Source organism: Mitsuokella jalaludinii, assembly GCF_928722185.1.
Taxonomy (GTDB): Bacteria; Bacillota; Negativicutes; order Selenomonadales; family Selenomonadaceae; genus Mitsuokella; species Mitsuokella jalaludinii.
This window is the reverse complement of sequence record NZ_CAKMXA010000001.1, coordinates 1,811,300-1,832,924: the sequence shown is the minus strand read 5'-3', so window position 1 is coordinate 1,832,924 and position 21,625 is coordinate 1,811,300. Positions and strand designations below refer to the sequence as shown.

Here is a 21,625-nt window from a genome sequence, read left to right as displayed (position 1 = left end):
AAAAGCGTTTAGGAGGTATTCCCATGAAAGAACAGCCCTTGTACATCGGCGGTCAGGAAGTCATGACCGAGAAGACCGTCCCTGTCTACAATAAAGAGACGAACGAAACCATTGCCGAGATTGCCGTCGCTGGCGAGGCAGAATGCCGTGCGGCCGTCGACGCAGCCGAGAAGGCCTTCCGCGAGGTCAAGCTCTCTGCCTACGAGCGCTACGAGATCATCCTCAAGGCCGCCAACCTCATGCGCGAGCGCACCGAGGAATTCGCCGCAGCACTGTCGGCTGAAGCGGGCAAGCCCCTGCGCGATGCCCGTGGCGAGATTGGGCGCGCCTACCAGACGCTGATCCTCTCGGCAGAAGAAGCCAAGCGCCTCAAGGGAGAGACGATCCCGCTTGCCGGTGCCCCGGGCTGCCAGAACAAGCTCGCCTTCACCATCCGCCAACCGCTCGGCGTCGTCTGCGCCATCACGCCGTTTAACTTCCCGGTAAATCTCGCTGCCCACAAGATCGGACCGGCGCTCGCGGCCGGCAACACCGTCATCTACAAGCCTGCATCGGCCACGCCTCTGACCGCCGCGCTCCTCTGTGACGTCTTCCGTGAAGCGGGGCTGCCGGCAGGCTGCCTCAACCTGCTGACCGGCCCCGGTGCGCTCGTCGGCAAATACCTGACAAAGGATGCACGCATCCGCATGTTCTCCTTCACCGGCAGCGTCCCCGTCGGCAAATCCCTGCAGGAAGCCGCCGGATTCCGCCGCGTGGCACTCGAGCTCGGCTCGAACTCCGCCAACGTCGTGCACGAGGACGTCAAGGACGTCAAGAAGGTCGCCGAGCTCTGTGCCAAGTACGCCTTCCTCAACGCCGGCCAGGTCTGCATCTCCTGCCAGCGCGTCTACGTCTCGCGCAGCATCTACCAAGAGTTCTGTGACTACGCCGTCGCCTTTGCCAAGAACTTCAAGGGTGGCAAGCTCAGCGACGAATCGACCTGCCTCGGCCCGATGATTGCGGAGAAAGAAGCCGTCCGCATCGAGGGCTGGGTCAAGGATGCCGCAGCAGCCGGCGCCAAGGTACTGACCGGCGGCCACCGCCGCGGTGCTTTCTACGAGCCGACCATCCTTACCGATGTAACGCCCGACATGGATGTCGTCAAGAATGAAGCATTCGCACCGATCTTCTCGATCATCCCCTATGACACGATTGAAGAAGCCATCGCCGGCGTCAACAACTCCCGCTACGGCCTGCAGGCTGGCGTCTTCACGAGCTCGCTCGCCATCGCCCACTACGCAGCCGAGCATATCGAAGCCGGTGGCGTCGTCATCAACGACGGGTCCAGCTTCCGCATGGATAACATGCCCTACGGCGGCGTAAAAGACAGCGGCATGGGCAAAGAAGGCCCGGAATACGCCATCCGCGAGCTCACGGAAGAAAAGACCATCATCATGAATTTTGATTAAGCTGCATATAGCGATCCGGCTGCATGGATTTCCATGCAGCCGGATTTTTTTGTTTGTGCACGTCCTACGGGGCGCGGGGACCTGTTTCGGCTTCGGCGTTCTGCTGGATGCGTCTCAGCACAAAAAAGAGGACAGGAGTTCCTGTCCTCGTAAAAAAGGTGGAAAGGTCTTCAACCATGGATGACGTCGGTGTATTCGGGATAGTCGCGCAGGCGGTCGACCGGCGGGAAGCCGACGGCTCCAGTGAAGCGGCCGCGCTCCCAGTCGGGGCGCGTTGACCAGAACATGTCGGTGAAGTCGCGCCCGTTTTCCGCCACGACCTGATATGAGAGAAGCTCCGGCACGAACGTGCCGTCGGGACCGACTTCTGCCGCGAATTCCGTCACGATGCGCAGATACTGCGCCTCTGGCAGGTTCGAGATGTCGACGTAATTCGTGCCGTCCTTTAGATTGATTGGACGGCTCGCCTTGACCGTCGCCATGTCATCCGACACCTCCACACGCGCGCGCAGGCTGGCCTGCAACGGCAGATGCGTCTTGGCCTTGAGCTGCTTGAAACGCCAATACTTCTTCTGCGTCTTGAAAGCCGGATCGTAGATGGCCGGATGGCGCCACTCTGTCGTGTGCGTACCGACCTTGAGAATGCTGTGGAAGTCGAGCCAGACCGCGAGGTCATCGCGCTCGGGGCCTTCTGCCTCGGGATGCTCGTAAATCTCCCGATTCTCCTCCGCCGTCAGTCCTTTCTTGTAGAAGCGGACCTGGCTGATGCGGCCGGGCAGATGCGTGAAGTACTTCGGCCGGCCGATCTCAGGGATGACATGGCCGATGTAGGAATAGCCGACAAAGATTGGCTGATCGTCCCACTGGCGTATCTCGCTGTCATCCGAGATGCCCGCCACATGCGCCAGCGGCTTGCCGTCACAGTACGAATCGCCGCCTGCCTTCTTGTCGAAGGTCATCGTGTACTGCGCCCATTCGCCGATCTTTGCCTCGCCGCCCTGCCACGAATACTCCGTGATATCATGGCAGATGCCCCATTTGAGACCGCCGGCGCGCTCTACGACCATGCGCAGGCAGTACGTCGCTCCCCAGCCCACGGACTTGCCGCGGACCATCAGCGGGTTGTGGCCCATCTCGCTCGGCCTTGCCAGGCGGTCGATGTCTGCCCAGACCATGCCGGTGAAGCCCTGCGGCGCGCGAAGATCGCGGCTCGCCGGTATCTCGATGTAATCGCCATACTGCTCGAGCGCGACTTCCATGTGGCCGTCGACTTCACGGACCTTCGGCGAGCCGTGCAGCAGGGCCGTATGGCCGTGCCCCGACTTGTCGAGGATGCGCGGGATGATGCGGATGCCGCCTTCAATCGAGACTTCCTTCGGCAGCTGGTCGGCAATGCTGACCTGATATTCGCCGCCCTGCTGGAACTTGTAGTGGAACTCAATATAGCGCTTCTCATGGCCGCGGAAGAACAGGCTCTTCGTCTCGGCGATGCGCTGATTGATGTAGAGCGGTACCGAGACGAAGATCTCGTGGTCGAGGTTGTTCGTCGCCTCAATGCCTGCGATCATGCAGTCAGCAGCCTCGCCCTGTCCGGCGCGCACGCGCATGTGCGCGAAAGAGAGCTGCGTCGGCTCAAAGGCGACGAGCTTCAGTTCCGTCTCGCCGACGCGCAGCGTGTGCTCACCGGGCTGCACGGCCTGATAGACGGCTGCGAGCTTGCGCTTCTCCCCCGGTTCGAGCACGGCGACCTGGCTATTCTCCTCACTGCCGAAGAGATTGATGGCATGCTCACACTTGTTGTCGAGCAGGTGGATGACAGCTTCTGCCATGGCCGTTCCCTTGTTCTCGGCCAGCGCCCGGACTTCGACATTGCCGTTGTTATCCAAGCGGCGCAGCTCGATATCCGTGAACTCGACGTCGGGCTCATCGTGCGTCAGATGGATCGTGTCGACGAGTTTCGTACTGCCATCTTTCTCAAAGCCGTAGAGCCGGTAGTCAAGCGCCTCTTCCGTCACGTCGAGAATGCCGTAATTGCTGCGTCCCGTAGCGGTGATTTCCGGGAATTCGCTGAGCAGGCGCTTATCCTCGCGGGCCGCCGTGTACTCGGCCTCCGGATCCTGCGCACTGCCCTCGCAGACGTATACCGTGCGGGCACCGACTTTCGGGTCGACGGAGACCGACTTGATGTAGTAGTGGAGATGGCCGCCAAGCACGAGCTGTGCCTGGCAGCGCTCCGCAATCGGCACGATGTAGCGGTTGTTGAACGGGTCCGTGTACGGGTGATGCATCATGAGGATGCGCCACTTCGCCTTCTTAGCCGCCGGGCTCGTCAGGTCTTCCTCAATCCACTTGAGTGTATCATCAATGCGCTTGCGCGTCTCCCGGTCAAGCGGCATCTCGGAATTGACGGCATTCATCTCAAAGAGGCCCCAGGGATTGCTGTCAATCATCGTAAAATGTGCAGGCCCGTAATCGAACGAGAATGTGTTGCCGCCGTCGGCCGTGTGGACTGTGCGCCCCTGCGTCGCCGTGAAGAACGCGTCGTAGTAAGGGCCGTCATCGTGATTGCCGTGGATGTAGTAGGCCGGGATGCGCGCGAGGACATCGGGAATCTTGTGGAACCAGTTGTCCTGATACTGATCGTGCTGATAGCCCGTACCGAAAGAAATGTCACCGCCGTGCAGGATGAACTCCGGTGCTTCCTGTACGGCAATCTTCTTGAAGAACGAACTGTTGTGAAAGAGATGCGAGTCTGACAGCGTCAACAGATGAAGGTGCTTTGGTGCCTCTGCCAGCGTCTGAAACGACGCAGCTGAAACCTCGCCGCCGCCCATGACCGTGTATGCATATTCCGTCGCCGGTTCCAGTCCCTTGATGACCGCCGTGTAGACACAGGCCCCTTTCGGGTACTCCTGGCAGGGTTCCTCGCGCTCATACACAACATCGCCGAAGTACTCCGCACCGTCTGCACTGCTCGCCGTCACCTTGAAATCCGTCGGCTCGACGGTCTCCCAAGCGACTGTGATCTGCGTGGCACGCGGGTCCAGAAGATAGGGCCCATTGATGATATTCTTGTTCATAGTATCTTCCTTCCGAGACCTGACGTAATCCTTGCTTCAACTGCAGCCGAAAAACAGGACACCAAGGGACCGCGGTCATATTCGTACTCTGATTTCCTTAATGCAAATCATTCTTTCTCTATATCAGTATAATAGTAGAGAAAGAATGATCCTGCAAATCTTTTGTTATGCTTCTTCGTCTGCTTCTTTGTGCTTCTTAGCCCAGAGCGTCGGCACGATGAGCAGTGTCATGATGACGACCGAGGCAATCCAGAAGTTCGTGATCGTCTCGAAATGATACGTCGTGACACCGTCGACAACGACCTTTGCCGAATCCATCAGGATGCCGTTGACGATATCCTGCAGGGCTGCGCCGCCGTAAGCGAGCAGACCGATGACGCCCATCGCGGCACCAGTTGCCTTGCGCGGGCAGAGGTCAACGGCGAGCAGACCGCCGACGAAGCAGAGGATGACGCCGAGACCGAAGCCGAAGATGGCAACACAGGCAGCTGCGAGCGTCGGATCACCAGCCGGCACGTAGCAGACACCGGTAATGCCGATCAGCATGACAATGCCGAAGACAATCGTCGTGACGGAGTGATGCGAATGGAAGATCTTATCGGAGATGATGCCGGAGAAAAAGGAGCCGACACCGCCGAGAATCGGGGAGAGCGACATGATACTGCCGGCCGTCACGAGGTCAAAGCCCTTCGCTTCCTGCAGGAAGATGACGCCCCAGCTCGAGATGGAATAACGGGAAATGCCGAGGCAGATTGCCGCAGCGGCGAGCAGCCATACGTACGGGTTCTTGATGACCATGAGCTGTGCTTCCTTCGTGGAAACCTGCTGCTCTTTCTTTTCCTGAGCGACCTCGCCCTCAAACTCATTGGCAGACGGCAGGCCGTACGTCTCTGGCCGATCGCGCATGAAGCGGTACATGATGAATGCGAGCACGATGCAGGCGACGCCCGGTACGAAGAAGGCGGCATGCCAGCCGAGAGCAACGATGATCATCGAGGTGCCGAGATACGTAGCACCTTCACCGACGTAATGTGCGATACTGAAGACACCGTAGTATGTAGCGAGCTGACTCTTGGCAAACCATTGTGACAGGGAGACGATACACGGTGCCGAGCCCATGCTCTGGAACACGCCGTTGACCGCCCAGAGCACGATGAAGACCCAGGTCGTATTGCTCATACCGAGGATGGCATTGACGATAGCTGCGCCGAGCAAGCCGAGCGGCACGATTTTCTTGATATTGCAGTGGTCGGCGATAAAGCCGTTTGCGCATTTGCCGATGGCGATGGCGACGAGCATGCCTGCGCCCATCATGCCGAGTTCCGTCGGCGTAAAGCCGTCCTGGAGCATCGGCTTCTTCGCGACGCCCAGCGTCATGCGCATGACATAGTACATGCCATAGCCGAGGATCATGGCCGTGACGGCCTGAATGCGCGCTGTATGATACATCTTCTTGACCACAGCCTTGTCTTGGATGCGAGGCTTATCCGGTCCAGTCAGGAACCATTTCAGCATTTTCTACACCTTACCTTTCTCATGAAAAGCAACTTTGATTATTCCTTTTTCTCCAGGCTCTCCGGAAAAGACTGGATTTTTTGTGATATATCAGTATAATAATAGATATGAAGGTTATATTCTCAAAAGGCAACCATCAAATCATCATCAACTGATTTTTCTGGAATCCATTATACCGAAATGCTGGCATGTATTTCTCCGTTTTCTTGTTCGGCATTTTGCGAAAACTTATAATTTTTGTTTTAAATTCGCATTTATCCGTGTTCTGGCGCAGAAAGGTCGAAAGATATGTCTATCCTACCATTTGGCAGTCCGAAACAATCGCGATTCGAGCTCAGCAGGCGTCCTCACCTCGAGTCCATCGAGAACCTCGCCGCTACCACACCGTTCGGCACCTTGAAATCACATCATGACGTCGCAGAGATCCTCTTCGTCGAGAAGGGGCATTGCCGCATGCGCCTCAAAGAGGGCAGCCAGCAGCTGCGCACTGAAGATCTCGTCTTGATCAACAGCGATACGCTGCACGACTTCAAGACGAGCAGCTCCTTCATGGGCTTCACGATGCGCATCGGTGCGCTGCATCTCTGCGGCCTGGCCCCCGGCCACCTCACCAAACATGACACACCGCTCGTGCTGCATCTCAGCAAAGAAGGGAGGCATGCCTTCTTGCGCGATCTGCTGCGCGAGATGAAACTCCTGGCAGCGCTCAACGGCGAGGACGATGAGCGCCGCGAGATTGGCGCCGCCTTGACGCAGGCCATCGTCGTCGCGGTCACTGCATTGGCCGAGGCAAAGGCGACGAGTGAGGAGAACCCTTCCTACACCATGGGCACGCGCATCAAGGAGTACATCGATGCCCATTACCTCGAGGACCTCAAGCTCCCCGACATCGCCGAGGCGCTCCACATCAACCTCTACTACCTCTCCCACACGTTCAAGGACCTGACGGGTTCTTCGCCGATGCAGTACATCATCCGCAAGCGCATCGAAGAAGCGCAGACGCTGCTGCTCACGACGAACATGACGATTACCGATATCGCCATGCAGTGTGGCTACAACAACTCCAACTACTTCCAGTCCGTCTTCAGCAACATCGTCGGCATGCCGCCCGGCAAGTACCGCAAGACCTGGGCACAATAGAACTGCAAAAACAGAGCCGTCCGCAAAATCGCATGCGGACGGCTTTTTTATGTGTTATACTATAACAAATAACAATTCTCGATAACAGATTGGAGTATCACATGCCTATGGAACATAAATTGCACATCGGCTGCCACCTGTCCTCAGCCAAGGGGTTCCTCGCCATGGGGCGTGAGGCGTCGCGGCTCGATGCGGACACGTTTGCCTTTTTCACGCGCAATCCGCGCGGCGGCCGAGCCAATGAACTCGACCTTGCGGATGTCGAGGCGTTCCTGCACTACAAGGACGAGCACGGTATCGGCACGCTTGTCGCCCATGCTCCCTACACGATGAATGCCTGTGCTGCTAAGGAAAATCTGCGGCGCTTTGCACATGAGGCGATGGCCGATGACCTGCAGCGCCTCGAGCACCTGCCCGGCAATTTCTACAATTTCCACCCTGGCAGTCACGTCGGGCAGAGTGCCGAGAAAGGCATTGAGCTCATCGCGCAACAGCTCAACGATGTGCTCACGCCGGACCAGCAGACGACCGTGCTCTTGGAAACCATGGCGGGCAAGGGCACCGAAGTCGGTCGCACGTTCGAAGAGCTGCGCGCCATCATCGACCGCGTCGAGCTCGATGACAAGCTCGGCGTCTGCCTCGACACCTGCCACGTCTGGGACGGCGGCTACGACATACGCGAGCATCTCGACGAGGTGCTGACGGAGTTCGACCTCGTCATCGGCCTCGCACGCCTCAAGGCCATCCATCTCAACGACAGCCAGAACGAGCGCGGCAGCCACAAGGACCGCCACGCCCGCATCGGCGAAGGCCATATCGGACTCGAGGCGCTCGTGCGCGTCGTCCGTCACCCGGCGCTCAAAGACCTGCCCTTCATCCTCGAGACGCCAAATGATGCTGCAGGCTACGCAAGAGAAATCGCTTTGCTGCGCGAAAAAGCAGCACCGTGACGCTACCCCATCAAAAAAACCTGACCAGAAACGGTCAGGTTTTTTGGCATCCGATCATCAGGGATGGAAACGGAACGTGTAGCGTCCGTGCGTGTTGACGGGTTCATCATAATCATTGCGCGCAGGACTGTAGGTGAAGTTCACGATAGCCGCAAGAGCCGCTGCATCCATCTCCGGATAGCCGGAGGATGCTTCAATCTGCGGGCTCTCGACGCCGCCTGAGGCATTGATGATGTAATTGACGGTGACGGTGCCGACCGCTTTCTTCGCCTGCAGGGAAACCGGGTAGGCCGGCTGCGCGGTGCTGAGCTGCTGTGCGTGCACCTTGACGTGCTTGACGTGAGCCGGATCGCGGGCCGGGCCGGCCTTTGGCTTGTCTGCATCGCCGCCCGGCTTGCCGTTCGGCGAGCCCTTGGCATTCGGCTTCGCATCAGCAGCAGGATGCTTGGCGGACGGATCCGCTGCATCCGCCTGCTTCTTCTCTGGCTGTTCCTTCTCGTCCTTCCGCTCAGTCTCGATTTCCGGAACGGCGACACTCTGGTCGACGACGATCGGATCTGGCTGAGGCGCATCCGGCTCCGATTCGGCCGGCGCCGCCTCTGCCTCTGAATTGTCATCCGACGGCTGCTCATCCTCTGTCACATTGTCGTAAATCTCGACATCGACGGGATGGCTTTCGGATGAAACGGCCTGGAAGAGGCCCGTCGCGGCCACGATCATCAGGATGATGATATGGACACCGCAGGAAATCCCCCAGCCGGCTGCATTCTCTTTATCTTCTCGAAGCATCCTCTGCCTCACTTTCCGCCGGCATCAGCCGCGAGTCCGAACCGGCTGATGCCAGCTTTGCGGAAGTGATCGAGGAGGTCGACAACCTCGCCGTAATCGATGCCCTCATCGGCGCGCACGACAATCGCAAAGTGATTGTTGCTGCGGTTTTCCTGCTGCGCCTGCTTGATGAGCGCCTTCTCTTCGATGGGCTGGTCCTCAAGGTACAGGGTACCGTCCTTCTTGAGCGTGACGAGATACGTCACGTTCATCTGCGTCTGAGCACTGGCCGCCTTCGGCATATTGACGTCAACCGTCTTGAGGTTGACCATGTAAAGCGTGCTGATCATGAAAAAGACCAGCAGGAAGAACATGATGTCGATCATCGGGATGATCATGACTTCCGGCTTCGTAAAGCTCCTTCTGTCCCGAAGTCTCATCAGGCTGCCTCCTCTTTGTTCATGCCATCGCACTCAGCGGCAGCCGTCTCGACCATCGAGAAGCACTGCTCCATATCCGTGACGATGTTCTCGATGCGCTGCGAGAAGTAAGCATGAACCGTGAGCGAGATGATGGCGACGCAGAGGCCCATGGCCGTCGCAATGAGCGCCTCGCCGACGCCACCCGTGATGGCCGTAGCCTGTCCCGATTCCAGATTGAAGACCGAGAAGGAGGTGATCATGCCGCTAATCGTGCCGAGCAGGCCGAGCAGCGGTGCCATCGTGACGATGACGCTGAGGTAGTAGAGGCGCTTGCGCATTTTCGCGAGCGCGATGCCGGACTGGATTTCCATGTAAGCAGACGGATTCTTGCGGGCTTCCGGCTTTTTCGTGATGACCGCGAACAGGATGTCAGCCAGGGCGCCACGCGCATGGTCGGCGAGCTGCTCGGCCTTCTGCCACTTGTTGTTGGCCAGGGCCAGGTAAAAGTCACGGGCAAACGCGCGGCCAGAATCCATGCGCCGGAAGTACATCGCGCGCTCAATGCCGATTGAGAACACAAAAAGCGAACAGAGCAGCAGTACGTACATGACAATGCCGCCCTTCTGGAAAAACGTGATTCCTGTCGTCAAAAGTTCCATTATGATCTCCTTTTATACCTTTCTATACGATTCATGACAGGTCCCCAGGATCTGTCTTCTATCCTTGACCGCTGTCACGGCTGTCCGCCGAGCCAGTCTTTGAGATTGGCGATTGCCAGTTCTTTCGCGATGAGTCCGTGCGCATTCCAGATGACAGAATCGACCTCTAAGAGGTGATTCTCACGGACAGCTGGCAGCGTCTGCCAGAGCGGGTCTTCCCGGAGCTCCTCATACCGCTTTTCCGCCGTTTCTGTGCTGCCAGCGCTGCTCGCACCGTAGCCGCTCGAAAGGACGAGATAATCCGCCTGGAGATCCGGCAGGGATTCCATCGAGATGGCGAGATTGTTCTTCGTGCGGTCGAGCGCTACGACCATCGGGTCCGGCCTGAGGTTGAGCAGTTCATACATGAACCGGTTCGTCGCATTGGCGGAGTACGGATAGAGGCGGATCTCTTTCTGCATGATGCGCAGATACGCCACCGTCGCATCGCCGATATGGTTCTTGATGGCGAGTCTTGCCTGCTTCACCGTATCGTAATAGGCGCGCAGGCGCGCCTCCCCCCTTTCGCTCTGCCCGATGGCCCGCGCTGCAGCGAGCTCTGTGACCTCTTCTTTCTGCAGGTCGAGCGGCACGACGGGAGCGATCTTGGACAGGGCGCGGTACGTATTCCTGTCATAGCTGTCGCGCAGGAGGATGATGTCCGGGCTTGCCTGCTGCACGGCTTCCAGGTTGACCGTCTTCGTCTCCACATTGATGGGGATATTCTCGATGCCCTGCTCCTTCATCGTGTCATAGAGATACGACGAAGGGGCAAGGTGTGCTGCCGCGATGGGGATACCGAGAGACACCGCCGTATCCTCCAGGCCGACGACTACGATGCGCTGCGGATTCTCCGGAAGGACCGTCCTGCCGTATTTATGGGTGATGACGGTGCGGCCATCTTCTTCCGAAAACATCTTATCGGAGGCATTCTTCGTCTGGATAAATCGATTGGCAAGCTCGGCATCAATCGCCTCCGGCGCATCCGACCGCGGCACATCGGGATCAAAGAGCGCCGTGCTCTTGGCACTGCCGGAAGAAGCCTGGCTGCCGCAGCCGGCCAGCACCGCACTCAGCGCAATGAGCAGTGCGAAAAAGCCCGCGCTCAGAAGCCGGTTACGCATAGGCCTTCTCCTCTTTCGATGCGCTGCCTGCCGGGCGCTCACGGTTCACGTAGGGGATGCAGTACGGCCGGCCGGTGCGCGGATCGCGCAGCAGCTCGGCATCGATCCCGAAGACATCGGCGAGCATCTCCCTCGTGAAGACTTCATCCGGCGTCCCCTCATAGAGGAGTGTGCCGTGCCGCATGGCGAGCAGGTAATCGGCAAAGCGCGCCGCTTCATTGATCTCATGGATGACCATGACAATGGTCTTTCCATAAGCCGTATTGAGGTGGCGCACGAGCGTCAGCACATCCATCTGATGTGCCACATCGAGGAAACTCGTCGGTTCATCGAGGAACAGGATCTCTGTGTCCTGCGCGATGGCCATCGCGATCCAGGCGCGCTGGCGCTGGCCGCCCGACAAGGCCTCCACCGGCCGGTCCGCAAAGGCCGTCATATCGGTCTCCTGCAGGGCCCATTCGACCATGCGCTTATCTTCCTGCGTCGTGCGCGCAAAGAAGCGCGAACGATGCGGAGCGCGGCCGTAGTTGACGAGTTCCCGCACCGTGAGCCCCGCAGGGGCCATCGGGTTCTGCGGCAGTATGGCGACCTTTTTGGCCAGTTCCCGGCTGTCTTCCGAGAAGATCGAGCGGCCATCCAGGAGCACCTCGCCGCCGAGCGGCGGCTGAATGCGGCAGAGCGTCTTCAAAAGCGTCGACTTGCCGCAACCATTCGCCCCGATGAGCGCCGTCACCTTGTGCGCCGGCACATCGAGGTTCATGTTTTCTATGATCACATTCTTGTCGTAGCCGGCCTTCAGATGCCTGGCTGAAAGTTCCATGGATTCCATCCTTCCTTTTTAAGTGATTCCACCGTGCCGTCAGCCCCTGCTGCGCACGAGGATGTACAGGAAATACGGCGCGCCGATCAGCGAGACGATCAGGCCGACGAGCATCTCATCCGGCGCGATGATCACACGGGCTGTGTAATCCGCCGCCACGAGCAGCACGCCGCCCAAAAGAGCCGTCACTGGAAGATAGCGCTTGTGCGCCACGCCGACGAGCCGCCTTGCGATATGCGGGCAGATGAGCCCGATAAACCCGATGCTGCCGCCTACAGCTACACAGGATGAGGCCAGCACGACAGCAGCCATCAGGAACAGGAAGCGCGTCCGGTTCACCCGGATGCCCAGGCCCAGCGCGTTCTCCTCGCGCAGGGCCAGGAGGTCGAGTGTCTCATGGCTCGCCAGGAAAAAGAACGTGATGAGGAGCACGACGAGAAACAGGATGTCCACATGCGTCCAGCTGTTGCCGAAAATGCTGCCGATCAGCCAGGTATTGATCTGCTGGAAGCGCGTCGGATCCAGGCCGACGATCAGCAGGATCTGCAGCGCGTGCAGGCCGGCCGTGACGGCAATGCCGTTGAGGACGAGTTTATAGGTAGAGGTCATGCGGCCGCGCTGGTGCGAGAGGAAAAAGACAAGACCCGCAGCCAGGCCGCCGCCGATGACAGCGGCAAGCGGCTGCTCCCAGATGCCGAGGCCCGTCGCCTGGGGCGTCCCGTAGATGAGCAGCATGACGCCCAGCGCAGCACCGGCATTGACGCCCAAGAGGCTCGGGCTCGCCAGCTCATTCTTGGAGATGGTCTGGAATACGGCACCAGAGACGGCCAGCCCCATGCCGATGAGGACGGCCAGGATGGACCGCACCATGCGGAAGTCAAAGACCGTCAGGACCTCCTCCGGTGTTCCGCCTCCCAAAAGCACACCAATCAGATGCGCTTTCGTGAAATAGTGGAATCCTGTCGCCAAGTGCAGGAAGAAGAGCCCCGTGAGCAGTGCTGCCAGTGTGAGTAGCGTGGCGAGATAGCGCCTGTTTCCCATCAGCCCCGCACCTCCTTCCGGTTGGCGAGGTAGAGGAAGAACGGCACGCCGACGAGCGCCGTCACAGCGCCGAGCGGGATCTCAAATGGCGGAAAGACCGTCCTGGCCACGATGTCGGCAACCAGGACGAGCAGTGCGCCAAAGAGCGCCGAGAACGGCACGACGAGGCGGTAGTCAATGCCCACGATGCGCCGCGTGATGTGCGGCACGACGAGTCCGACAAAGCCGACCGGCCCCGCCACCGCCACGGCCGACCCTGCGAGGATCAGCACGGCAAGGCCTGCCCGCAGGCGGATGCGCGAAAGCTTTCCGCCGAGCCCGATGGCCATATCCTCTCCGAAGGAGAGCAGCGTTACCGAGCGGGAGACCGATACGGCAAGGAGGAGTCCCAGGATGGTCCATGGCATGACGCCCAGAATCGAGGCCATCCGGATCCCGCCAATGCCGCCGGCCGTCCAGTAGCTGAGTTCCTGTGCAACGTCAAAGAAGACGACGAGGACCTGCGTGACGGCCATGAATACCGCGCTGACCGCCGTGCCCGCCAGGGCAATGTAGACGGGCGTCAGGCCGTGCTTGAGCGAAGCCAGGACGAGGATAAAGGCGGTCGCGAGCGCCGCGCCGAAAAACGCACTGATGATCGTCACCTGCAGCGAAGCCGCCGGCAGGACGATCATCGCGAGCGCCAGGCCAAAGCTCGCACCGGCGTTGATGCCGAGGATGGACGGGCTGGCCAGCGGATTATTCGTCACGCCCTGCATGAGCGCGCCCGCCACTGCAAAACTCAGACCGCAGACAAGCGCTGCCAGCAGGCGCGGCAGGCGCAGCGTCCAGGCCACGAGGTCAGAAGGATCCTGGCTGCTGCCAGCCTGCAGCGCATGCATGACGCCAGACAGCGGGATTTCCCGCATGCCTGTCGTCAGGAAGAAAAGGGAAAGCACGGCCAGCAGTACAAGCAGAAGGACCGCCAGCAGAGATGCATTCCTTGTGGATGCCATTACGATATCTCCCCTCGTCAGAAGTCTGCCGTCAGGGACAGCATGAACGTTCTCGACTTGCCGAGGAAGATGCCGTTGTTCTGGAGCGCGCGCCAGTAGTTGCGGTTCGTGACGTTGTAGACATCACCGCGCAGCGTGAGCGGCACACCGCCTGACTTGAATTTATAGCGCGCACCGAGATCCCAGGTCGCCCACGGCGAAACGCGGAAGCTGTTGGCTTCATTGATGTACGACGAGCTGTTGTAGGTGAGATTCGTCGTCAGCGTCAGGCCCGGAACCGAAGCGATGTCCTGCTCAAGGCCCATGACAGCATTCCAGCGCGACGTCGCGGCGACGCGGTTGCCGTCGTAGAGGCCGCCTTCCGTATTACGGTACGTCGCGTCGAGGAACATCAGGCCGCCCATGAGGCGCGTGCCCTTGCGCGGCTCACCGAAGACATTCCACTCAAGGCCGCGGTGGCGCACCTCGCCGTTCGGCGAATAGATCTTCGTAGCCGAATTCTCGAGGAGCGTCGGGGATTTGATGTCAAAGGCAGAGAGCGTCGATGCCCATTTGCCGAAGTCGTATTTCACGCCGACCTCATACTGCTTCGTCTTGAACGGCGCAAAGGCTTCGCCGTAATTCGCTGCATCCGTATCTGTGACGAGAGAATCACCGGCATCGAGGCCCTGCATGTAGTTAGCGTAGAGTGAGACGTTCTTCTGCGGCTTGTAGACGAGTGCAAAGGCCGGCGTGAAGACCGACTCATCGTAATGCGTCTTGACCGCGCCCGTCGTCGTATTGTAGGTATCCACCTTGACGCGCTGCTCGCGGCCGCCGAGCACGAACTGCCACTTGTCATTCGGCGTCGTGATCGAGTCCGTCAGAGCCACGCCCGTGAACGTGTTCTCATCATTTTTCGGTGCGGACCAGCTGTACGGATTCTCGGGCGTCTGGAAGACGATATTCCAGATATTCGTCTTGAGGCCCGATGCCACCGTGCGGTTGTTCATGTAGCGCGTGTAGTGGATGCGGTTCGCCGCCACCGTGAGCTCATGCTTGAGGTCGCCCGTGAAGAATTTGCCGCGCACGCCGGCCTCGGCCGAATCCGCCTTGTTGATCTGATTGTTGTACGAGTATTTCATCGTCGCCGCGCCGCTAAGGCCAGAGAGCGAGAAGTTGTTGTAGAAGTACTCCATCTTCGTGTTGCGCAGGCCATAGGAGAAGTATCCCGTCCAGTCCTTGCTGAGGTCGTACTCGCCGTGCAGCATGCCGTACTGCTCGTGGATGGAGCGGTAACCGCCGTCAGCGCCGAACTTCGTGCCGCGCGGCACCTTGAACATACTCGACATCGTCTTGAGTGCGCCGCTGCCGATCGTCACCTGATACTACTGGTCCGATACCTTGTTGTAGACATAGCCGTAATCAAAGCCGAGACGGTAGCGGTCGCCCTTGTAGTCTGCACCGACCGTGATGGAGTCCGTGCGCATATGCTCATCAAACGAAGTGTCGCCGTTGCGGTTCAGGACATTGACGCGCAGGCCGGCCTTGCCGTCATCTGTGCGCCTGCCGAAATCGACCTGCTGCGTGAAGACCCCGCCGTTGCCGTACGAGATCTTGACGCGGTTCAACGGCTCACTGCCGGCACGCTTCGTGATGTAGTTGATCGTGCCGCCCAGGGAACCGTTCGGCGCGATGCCGGCAAGAATGGCACTCGGTCCCTTGAGCACGTCGACGCGGTCCACACCCTCAACGCCGCCGTAAAAGCGCGGCGCGATGCCGTAGAGGCCGTTGAGCTGGACATCCTGCTGCTGTGCCTTGAAGCCGCGGATATTCCAGGCGCTGGAGACGCCCGAGAGCGTCTGGTCGCTGACCGACGGATCGTGGACGATGACATCATCGACAGTCGAGACCTGATTGTCTTCCATCATCTTGTCCGTGTAACCCGTGATGTTGAATGGCACATCGAGCGTCGGGTGGTCGCCGAGCACGCCGAGCTGTACCTCTGTCGCCACCTGGCCGCCCGGATACGCCTTCTCGGGCGCCGGTTCTTCCGTCGATTCCGCTACCGGTTCCACAGATGCTGGAGCTTGTTCCGCTTCTGCAGGCTCCACCGGCTCTGCCGACTTCTCTGCATAGATATCGCTCGAGCCGAAATCGTAGATTTCATCCTGAGCTGCCGCCATGGCCGACTGAGCCACGAACGGGGAAACGATGGCCAGGCTGGCCAGAGCCAGTGCAATCCTGCTGTACAAAATACGTTCCTTCATGCTACACCTCTTGATCCTATCTTCCTCCGGCTATCATTTGATACTCATTCTCTTTGATAAACCTTTTCGTATTGTATAGCCTATGATAGTGATTGTCAATATACATTGCAAAAACTAATCTGTTTCCAACCGGTATCCAATCGGGCGCGGAAAAAGGGTTACAGAACACAAAGAGCCGCAGCTCCAAAGAGGAGCTGCGGCTCTTCACTGTATATCGTAGAGAGAGTTATGAGGGAAAACTAGGTCCAATCACCAGCGACCTGCATCAGTCGGTAATGGCGATCGTATGAGAGGGTTCTGTCTTTTCCGTCTGCTTCGGCAGGCAAACCGTCAGGACGCCGTCCTTATAATCAGCCGTAACCTTTGCCTCATCGACGTTGTCGATGTAGAACGAGCGGCTCATCGAACTCGAGCGGCGCTCGCGGCGGACGTAATTGCCCTTCTCGTCTTTCTCATCATTGTCTTCGGATTTCTTCGTGGCAATCGTCAGGTAATGGTCCTCATACGTCAGGGAGATATCCTCTTTCTTGAGGCCCGGCAGTTCAGCCGTGAGCTCATAGCTCGTACCATTATCCTTGACATCGACCTTGAAGTCCGGAGCCTTGAAGTTCGTCAGGAACGGCTCATCGAAGACATCAAACAGACGATCAAAATCATTTTCTTCTTTTGCGAGATCATGACGCGATGCAAATGGAACCAAACCAAACATAAAGCAAATCCCCTTTCTGCAACTTGCCGGAGTGGCACGCGGACGCGTGTTGCTGTCCGGGAACTTTTGAACAATTCGATGAAGTCTCGGGCGCGCGCCCCTTCAGATCTCTCGATCTCTTCTCCGGGGCTCTCTCCCTCGCTTCAATTATTATTGTACCACTATTGGTCAAAATGTCAATAGGTCAAATGGTAAAAATTAAAATTTATTTTCTGGTGCCTCGCTGGCATCTCCCTTGGAAAACATCTATAATGAAATAAAACTATATGATTTATGTAACATTATGGTAAATAGAAGGGATCATCCTCATGGCATACACACACGATGCACCTTCAGGCAAACATCCAGTGCTCACAGACCTGCCTCCCATGCAAGTCTTCTTTGAGGCTGCCCAGGAGCAGCTCGAGCAGGAATGGGAGCATCTGCATGCACTGCGCTCCTGTCCTGTCTTCTTCAATATCACGAATTTTCATCTCTACAATGCAACCTACGGCATTGAGCAGGGCGACCGCTGCCTGCACCGCATCGCTGAAATCCTCCAGAAGAATTTCCCTGGCAGGCTACTGACGCATCTCGGCGCCGATCACTTTGCCGTGCTCGCCGATACAGCAGATGTGACAAATCGCATCGAAGCAGCCTGCCACGAGGTCCAGGGCTTCATCGCCAACACGAACATCGACCTCAAGGCGGGCATCCGCTACCTGAGCCAGCCGCCTGCCGATGCGCCGCTGAACCTGGCCTTCGACAACGAAGCGGCGCTCGCCTGCAAATCGATCCAGAAAGACGCGACACGCCACTACGCCGTCTACACGAATGAGATGGGCCGCCTGCATCACCTCCAGAACTACGTGCGCGAGAATCTCAACAGTGCGCTCGCGAGCCGTCACATCAAGGTGTACTACCAGCCCATCATCCACGCACTCAGCGGCAAGGTCTGCGGGTTTGAGGCACTGGCGCGCTGGGAGTCGCCCGACTACGGCCTGCTCTCGCCCGCTGTTTTCATCCCTGTACTGGAGGAGGCAAGGCTCATCGACAAGCTCGACCGCTATATCGTCGAACGCGTCGCCGAAAACCTCCACGACCACATCAAACAGGGGCAAAATCTCCTGCCCATCTCCGTCAATCTCTCAAGAATCGACTTCCAGCTCTTCGATCCCGTGGCATTCCTGGAGGACGTCCTGCACCGCTATCAGCTGGCCCGCCATCTCCTCTGCCTGGAGATCACGGAAAATGCACTCGTGCTCCAGGACGATGCCATACGCCAGGGACTGCGCCACCTCCAGCAGGAAGGCTGCAAGGTCTGGCTCGACGACTTCGGCAGCGGCTATTCCTCGCTCAACGTGCTCAAGGACTACCGCTTCCACACGCTCAAGCTCGACATGGCATTCCTCCATCCCTTCACAAAGGAGAGCCGCACCATCGTGACCTCGATCATACGCATGGCCAAGGAACTCGGCATCCACACGCTCGCCGAGGGCGTCGAGACGAAGGAGCAGGCCGAGTTCCTGCGGGATATCGGCTGCGAGAAACTGCAGGGCTTCTACTACGGCCGCCCCCTTCCCGGCAGAGACTGCTACGCATACTGCCGGGAGCGAGGCATGGAGTTCGAGACGATGCAGGAGGTCCTGCTGCTCAGCCAGGCCGGCCTCATCGACGTCAGCCAGCCGACCCCCATCAGCATCATCTACGATGATTCGGTTGACCTGCAGTTCCTGCAGGTCAACCAGGCGTACCTCAAGGCACTGCAGAGCATGGGCACGAAGACAATGACGGACAGCAACCACTTCCTGCAGGCCCCGGATTATCCCATGCACCGGAAGTTCCGCCGCTTTGCCGACCAGGCAATCAAGAGCGGCAGGACCGAGACGATGACGTACGTCGACAACGGCCAGTACATGCGCGTCAATCTCCGAACCATCGCGCGCGTCGGTCACCACTACATCCATCGCGCAGAGCTCTACAACATCAGCCTCGACGAGGCCGTCAAGGACAAGAGCGCTCATCATTTCGACAATATCCTGCGCAACATCCTGCTGATGTTCGAGGGAATCTGGTACCTCGACACGGAGCACGAGACACTGGAAATCATCGAGCCGCTGACGGATGACCGGAGGGAGCGGAGCACAAACAGGGACATCGCCGGAACACTCCATCACTTTGCCGATTACTACGTCCATCCCAAGGACCGCGAGCGCTTCCTGCGCTTCACGGATTACAGGGACTTCCATCAGCGCGCAGCCGAATCGCAGAGCGCAACCATCACAGAGCCCTTCCGGCTGCTGCGCTCCAACGGCAATTTCGACTGGTTCTTCATCACGGGGCTCGCGCTCCTCAAATCGCCCGCCAAGGGCATCCTCTTCTGTATCGCCAGGCCGCGCATCACCACCCCGGAAGAGATCCAGCCGCAGCTCTTCGAGATGCTCGAGAGCTGCGGCATCACCTCAGCGTCGTTTGCTGTCGTACAGGAGGACGTCTCTCATGCCCTCTGGCAGGCTTTCCTGAAACACAGCCATGAGAAAATCATCTGGCAGGACCGCTCGCACTGCATTCTCGGCGTGAGCCAGTCCATTATCGACTGGCTCGGCATCCCGGAAGATGCGCTCATCGGCAAGACGCCGCAGGAGCTCAGCTACTGCGTGGACCGCCAGGAACTATACGCGATGGACGAGCGCGTCATGAGCACGGGAACGACGCTCCGGGACGCCTATCTCCACCTCGTCATCGGCCAGATGCCGCACCTGGCGCGCGCCGAGAAGTTCCCGCTCTACCGGAACGACAGGATTGCGGGCCTCATCACCATCCTGCACGATGTCGACGTGGAACAGCACGAAAAGATGCGCGATGTGAGCGCCTCCGTCACCGACGAAGAGACGGGCTTTCTCAACTACCGCGGCATGGTCATGGTAGGGCTTCGCTATGCCGATGACTTCCGCCTCAACGGCGACGATTACGCGGCGACGCTCATCGATGTGCCGGAATTCGATTCCATCGGCCTGACATACGGCGAGGAATTCCGCTCGCATCTCCTGCAGCAAATCTGTTCGATCCTGCGAACGATGCTGCCGCAGACCGTCACGATCTCTCATATCGGTAGCTGTTGTTTCCTGCTGTTCCAGAAGGCCACCCTCATCGCCTCCCTGCAGAAATCGTATATCGAGATTGCCGATGCCATCCATGCCATCCAGAGCGTCGACGGCTGCCCCTGCACGCTCTACATGCACTACGCTACGGTGCGCGGCTCGGAGGGCCGCAGCCTCGACAGCCTCCTGCAGCTCCTGGTCAAGCGCATGCACGAGTCGGAAGAAGAGCAGTACGGCCAGGCCATCTACACGAGCGACCGCTTCATCTTCGACCGCGAGGCATTCGATCACGCCCAGCTCGGGGTCATCGTCTCTGACCCCGAAACGTACGAACTCCTCTACTGCAACCCTTACATGCGCAAGAAGCTCGGCATCGCGCAGAACGAGACGCTGGCGGGCAGGAAGTGCTACGAGCTGCTCGCGGGCATTTCTACGCCGTGCAGCGACTGCTGCCTGCCGCAGCTGAGCCGCAATCGTTTCATCTCGCGCGTCTTCCACAATCCGGTCGCCGGCGTGGACTTCCTGCTGCACGACACGCTGATCCCCTGGCACGGCAAGAACAGCCACTACTGCTCCTGCCTGGATCTCGACTACTACCTGTCTAGAGACGTCCGCGTCAATGAAATGCTGTTCCAGGAGGCTTCCATCAACGACGCCGTCCGCCTCGGCATGTACGAGACGGACCCCGTACATGGCATCCGCCAGATGATGGCGCGCATCGGCCGGCAGCTCGAAGCCGACCGCATCGTCCTGGCCGAAGAACAGGGCGATTTCCTCCATCTCACCTATCGGTGGAATGCCGAGGGAATCCTGCCGCTCGGCGACGACTTCCAGCCTGTCCCAAGGTCCGACATGCGCCCCGTCTTCGCCCGCTTTGTCAAGGAGAGCAGCTTCAGCATCCCCGACATGGATATCTACTGGCAGGAGAATCCAGATGTCTCCCCGCACATCCCGGGTCTGAAGCGCGTCGCGCTCGCCCGCCTCGCGCTCGACGGCGAACCGCTCGGCTACATCGAAGCCATCAATCCGTCGGACCAAAAATTCCATTACGCATCCGATCTGCTGGCCTCGCTGACGCGCTTCTTCGCAATCCTGCTGCGCAACCGCGACATGATGAAGCGCCTCGACCGCCTGAGCAAATCCGACCAGCTCACAGGGCTGCTGAACCGGCGCGGCTTCAAGGAGTCGCTCGCGTCCCTGCCCGCCGGAAGGTGCATCGCCTTTATCTTCGGCGACCTCAACGGGCTCAAGGAGACGAATGACACGCTCGGCCACGAAGCCGGCGACCAGCTCATCTGCGCCGCAGCCGAAGTCTTCCGCCACGTCGGTCATGAGGGATCCATCTTCCGCATGGGCGGCGATGAATTCCTCATGATGCAGGAAATCGAACGAGAGGAAGATGCCGCACCTCTGCTGGAACGGCTGCAGGCGCACTTCGAGGCGTCAAAGATCAGCATTGCACTCGGCTGTACCACAGCTGTCACGCCGATCGACAACATCGATGATGTGCTGAAGCAGGCCGATGCTCTGATGTACCGCCAGAAACTCGAGCAGCATCGCCAGAAGAACGACTTCTAGAGCGTCCT

General features: G+C 58.9%; 16 protein-coding genes. 4 read left to right on the top strand and 12 right to left on the bottom strand.

Translation table 11 applies throughout. The annotated features are described in order from the left end of the window. Positions 1-23 precede the first annotated feature (23 nt). Positions 24-1,448 carry an aldehyde dehydrogenase family protein gene (locus QDI87_RS08525; protein WP_278742933.1) on the top strand — a complete coding sequence of 475 codons (1,425 nt, stop codon included), beginning with the start codon at positions 24-26 and terminating at the stop codon, positions 1,446-1,448. 170 nt (positions 1,449-1,618) lie between these two features. On the opposite strand, the gene QDI87_RS08520 is transcribed toward QDI87_RS08525, so the two are convergent. Beyond that, on the bottom strand, positions 1,619-4,528 hold the full coding sequence (locus QDI87_RS08520; protein WP_278742931.1) for a metallophosphoesterase: 2,910 nt from the start codon (positions 4,526-4,528) through the stop codon (positions 1,619-1,621). Positions 4,529-4,693: 165 nt separating this feature from the next. After that, positions 4,694-6,043, bottom strand: a complete 1,350-nt coding sequence (locus tag QDI87_RS08515; protein ID WP_055161153.1) for an MFS transporter — start codon at positions 6,041-6,043, stop codon at positions 4,694-4,696. Positions 6,044-6,331: 288 nt separating this feature from the next. Here QDI87_RS08515 and QDI87_RS08510 point away from each other — a divergent pair, with 288 nt between their 5' ends. Further along, complete coding sequence (locus QDI87_RS08510; protein WP_072003569.1) at positions 6,332-7,183, top strand: helix-turn-helix transcriptional regulator; 852 nt, start codon at positions 6,332-6,334, stop codon at positions 7,181-7,183. A gap of 107 nt (positions 7,184-7,290) precedes the next feature. Beyond that, a complete protein-coding gene (locus QDI87_RS08505) occupies positions 7,291-8,133 on the top strand; it encodes a deoxyribonuclease IV (protein ID WP_070099897.1) in 843 nt (280 codons plus the stop codon). 57 nt (positions 8,134-8,190) lie between these two features. On the opposite strand, the gene QDI87_RS08500 is transcribed toward QDI87_RS08505, so the two are convergent. The 10 genes from QDI87_RS08500 to QDI87_RS08455 all read right to left on the bottom strand — a co-directional run bounded on the left by QDI87_RS08500 (position 8,191) and on the right by QDI87_RS08455 (position 16,959). Continuing rightward, positions 8,191-8,922, bottom strand: a complete 732-nt coding sequence (locus QDI87_RS08500; RefSeq protein ID WP_051652193.1) for an energy transducer TonB — start codon at positions 8,920-8,922, stop codon at positions 8,191-8,193. 8 nt (positions 8,923-8,930) lie between these two features. Next, positions 8,931-9,341: an ExbD/TolR family protein gene (locus QDI87_RS08495; RefSeq protein ID WP_055161159.1), complete on the bottom strand. Its 411-nt coding sequence runs from the start codon at positions 9,339-9,341 to the stop codon at positions 8,931-8,933. Further along, positions 9,341-9,982, bottom strand: a complete 642-nt coding sequence (locus tag QDI87_RS08490) for a MotA/TolQ/ExbB proton channel family protein (protein ID WP_055161162.1) — start codon at positions 9,980-9,982, stop codon at positions 9,341-9,343. Before QDI87_RS08490 ends, QDI87_RS08495 begins: the two co-directional genes overlap by 1 nt. Before the next feature lie 74 nt (positions 9,983-10,056). Next, a complete protein-coding gene (locus QDI87_RS08485; protein WP_036375808.1) occupies positions 10,057-11,145 on the bottom strand; it encodes an ABC transporter substrate-binding protein in 1,089 nt (362 codons plus the stop codon). Beyond that, positions 11,138-11,965 (bottom strand): ABC transporter ATP-binding protein, encoded by an 828-nt coding sequence (locus QDI87_RS08480; protein ID WP_036375805.1) that lies wholly within the window; start codon positions 11,963-11,965, stop codon positions 11,138-11,140. Before QDI87_RS08480 ends, QDI87_RS08485 begins: the two co-directional genes overlap by 8 nt. A gap of 39 nt (positions 11,966-12,004) precedes the next feature. Further along, complete coding sequence (locus QDI87_RS08475) at positions 12,005-13,006, bottom strand: FecCD family ABC transporter permease (RefSeq protein WP_036375802.1); 1,002 nt, start codon at positions 13,004-13,006, stop codon at positions 12,005-12,007. Further along, positions 13,006-14,001: a FecCD family ABC transporter permease gene (locus QDI87_RS08470; RefSeq protein WP_055161165.1), complete on the bottom strand. Its 996-nt coding sequence runs from the start codon at positions 13,999-14,001 to the stop codon at positions 13,006-13,008. The genes QDI87_RS08475 and QDI87_RS08470 overlap by 1 nt, the downstream gene beginning before the upstream one ends. 17 nt (positions 14,002-14,018) lie before the next feature. After that, on the bottom strand, positions 14,019-15,362 hold the full coding sequence (locus QDI87_RS08465; protein WP_278742926.1) for a TonB-dependent receptor: 1,344 nt from the start codon (positions 15,360-15,362) through the stop codon (positions 14,019-14,021). 6 nt (positions 15,363-15,368) lie between these two features. After that, positions 15,369-16,250 carry a TonB-dependent receptor plug domain-containing protein gene (locus tag QDI87_RS08460; RefSeq protein ID WP_278742924.1) on the bottom strand — a complete coding sequence of 294 codons (882 nt, stop codon included), beginning with the start codon at positions 16,248-16,250 and terminating at the stop codon, positions 15,369-15,371. Positions 16,251-16,515: 265 nt separating this feature from the next. After that, a complete protein-coding gene (locus QDI87_RS08455) occupies positions 16,516-16,959 on the bottom strand; it encodes an Hsp20/alpha crystallin family protein (RefSeq protein ID WP_036375793.1) in 444 nt (147 codons plus the stop codon). A gap of 308 nt (positions 16,960-17,267) precedes the next feature. On the opposite strand from QDI87_RS08455, the gene QDI87_RS08450 reads away from it, so the two are divergent. After that, positions 17,268-21,617: an EAL domain-containing protein gene (locus tag QDI87_RS08450; protein ID WP_278742923.1), complete on the top strand. Its 4,350-nt coding sequence runs from the start codon at positions 17,268-17,270 to the stop codon at positions 21,615-21,617. Positions 21,618-21,625 lie beyond the last annotated feature (8 nt).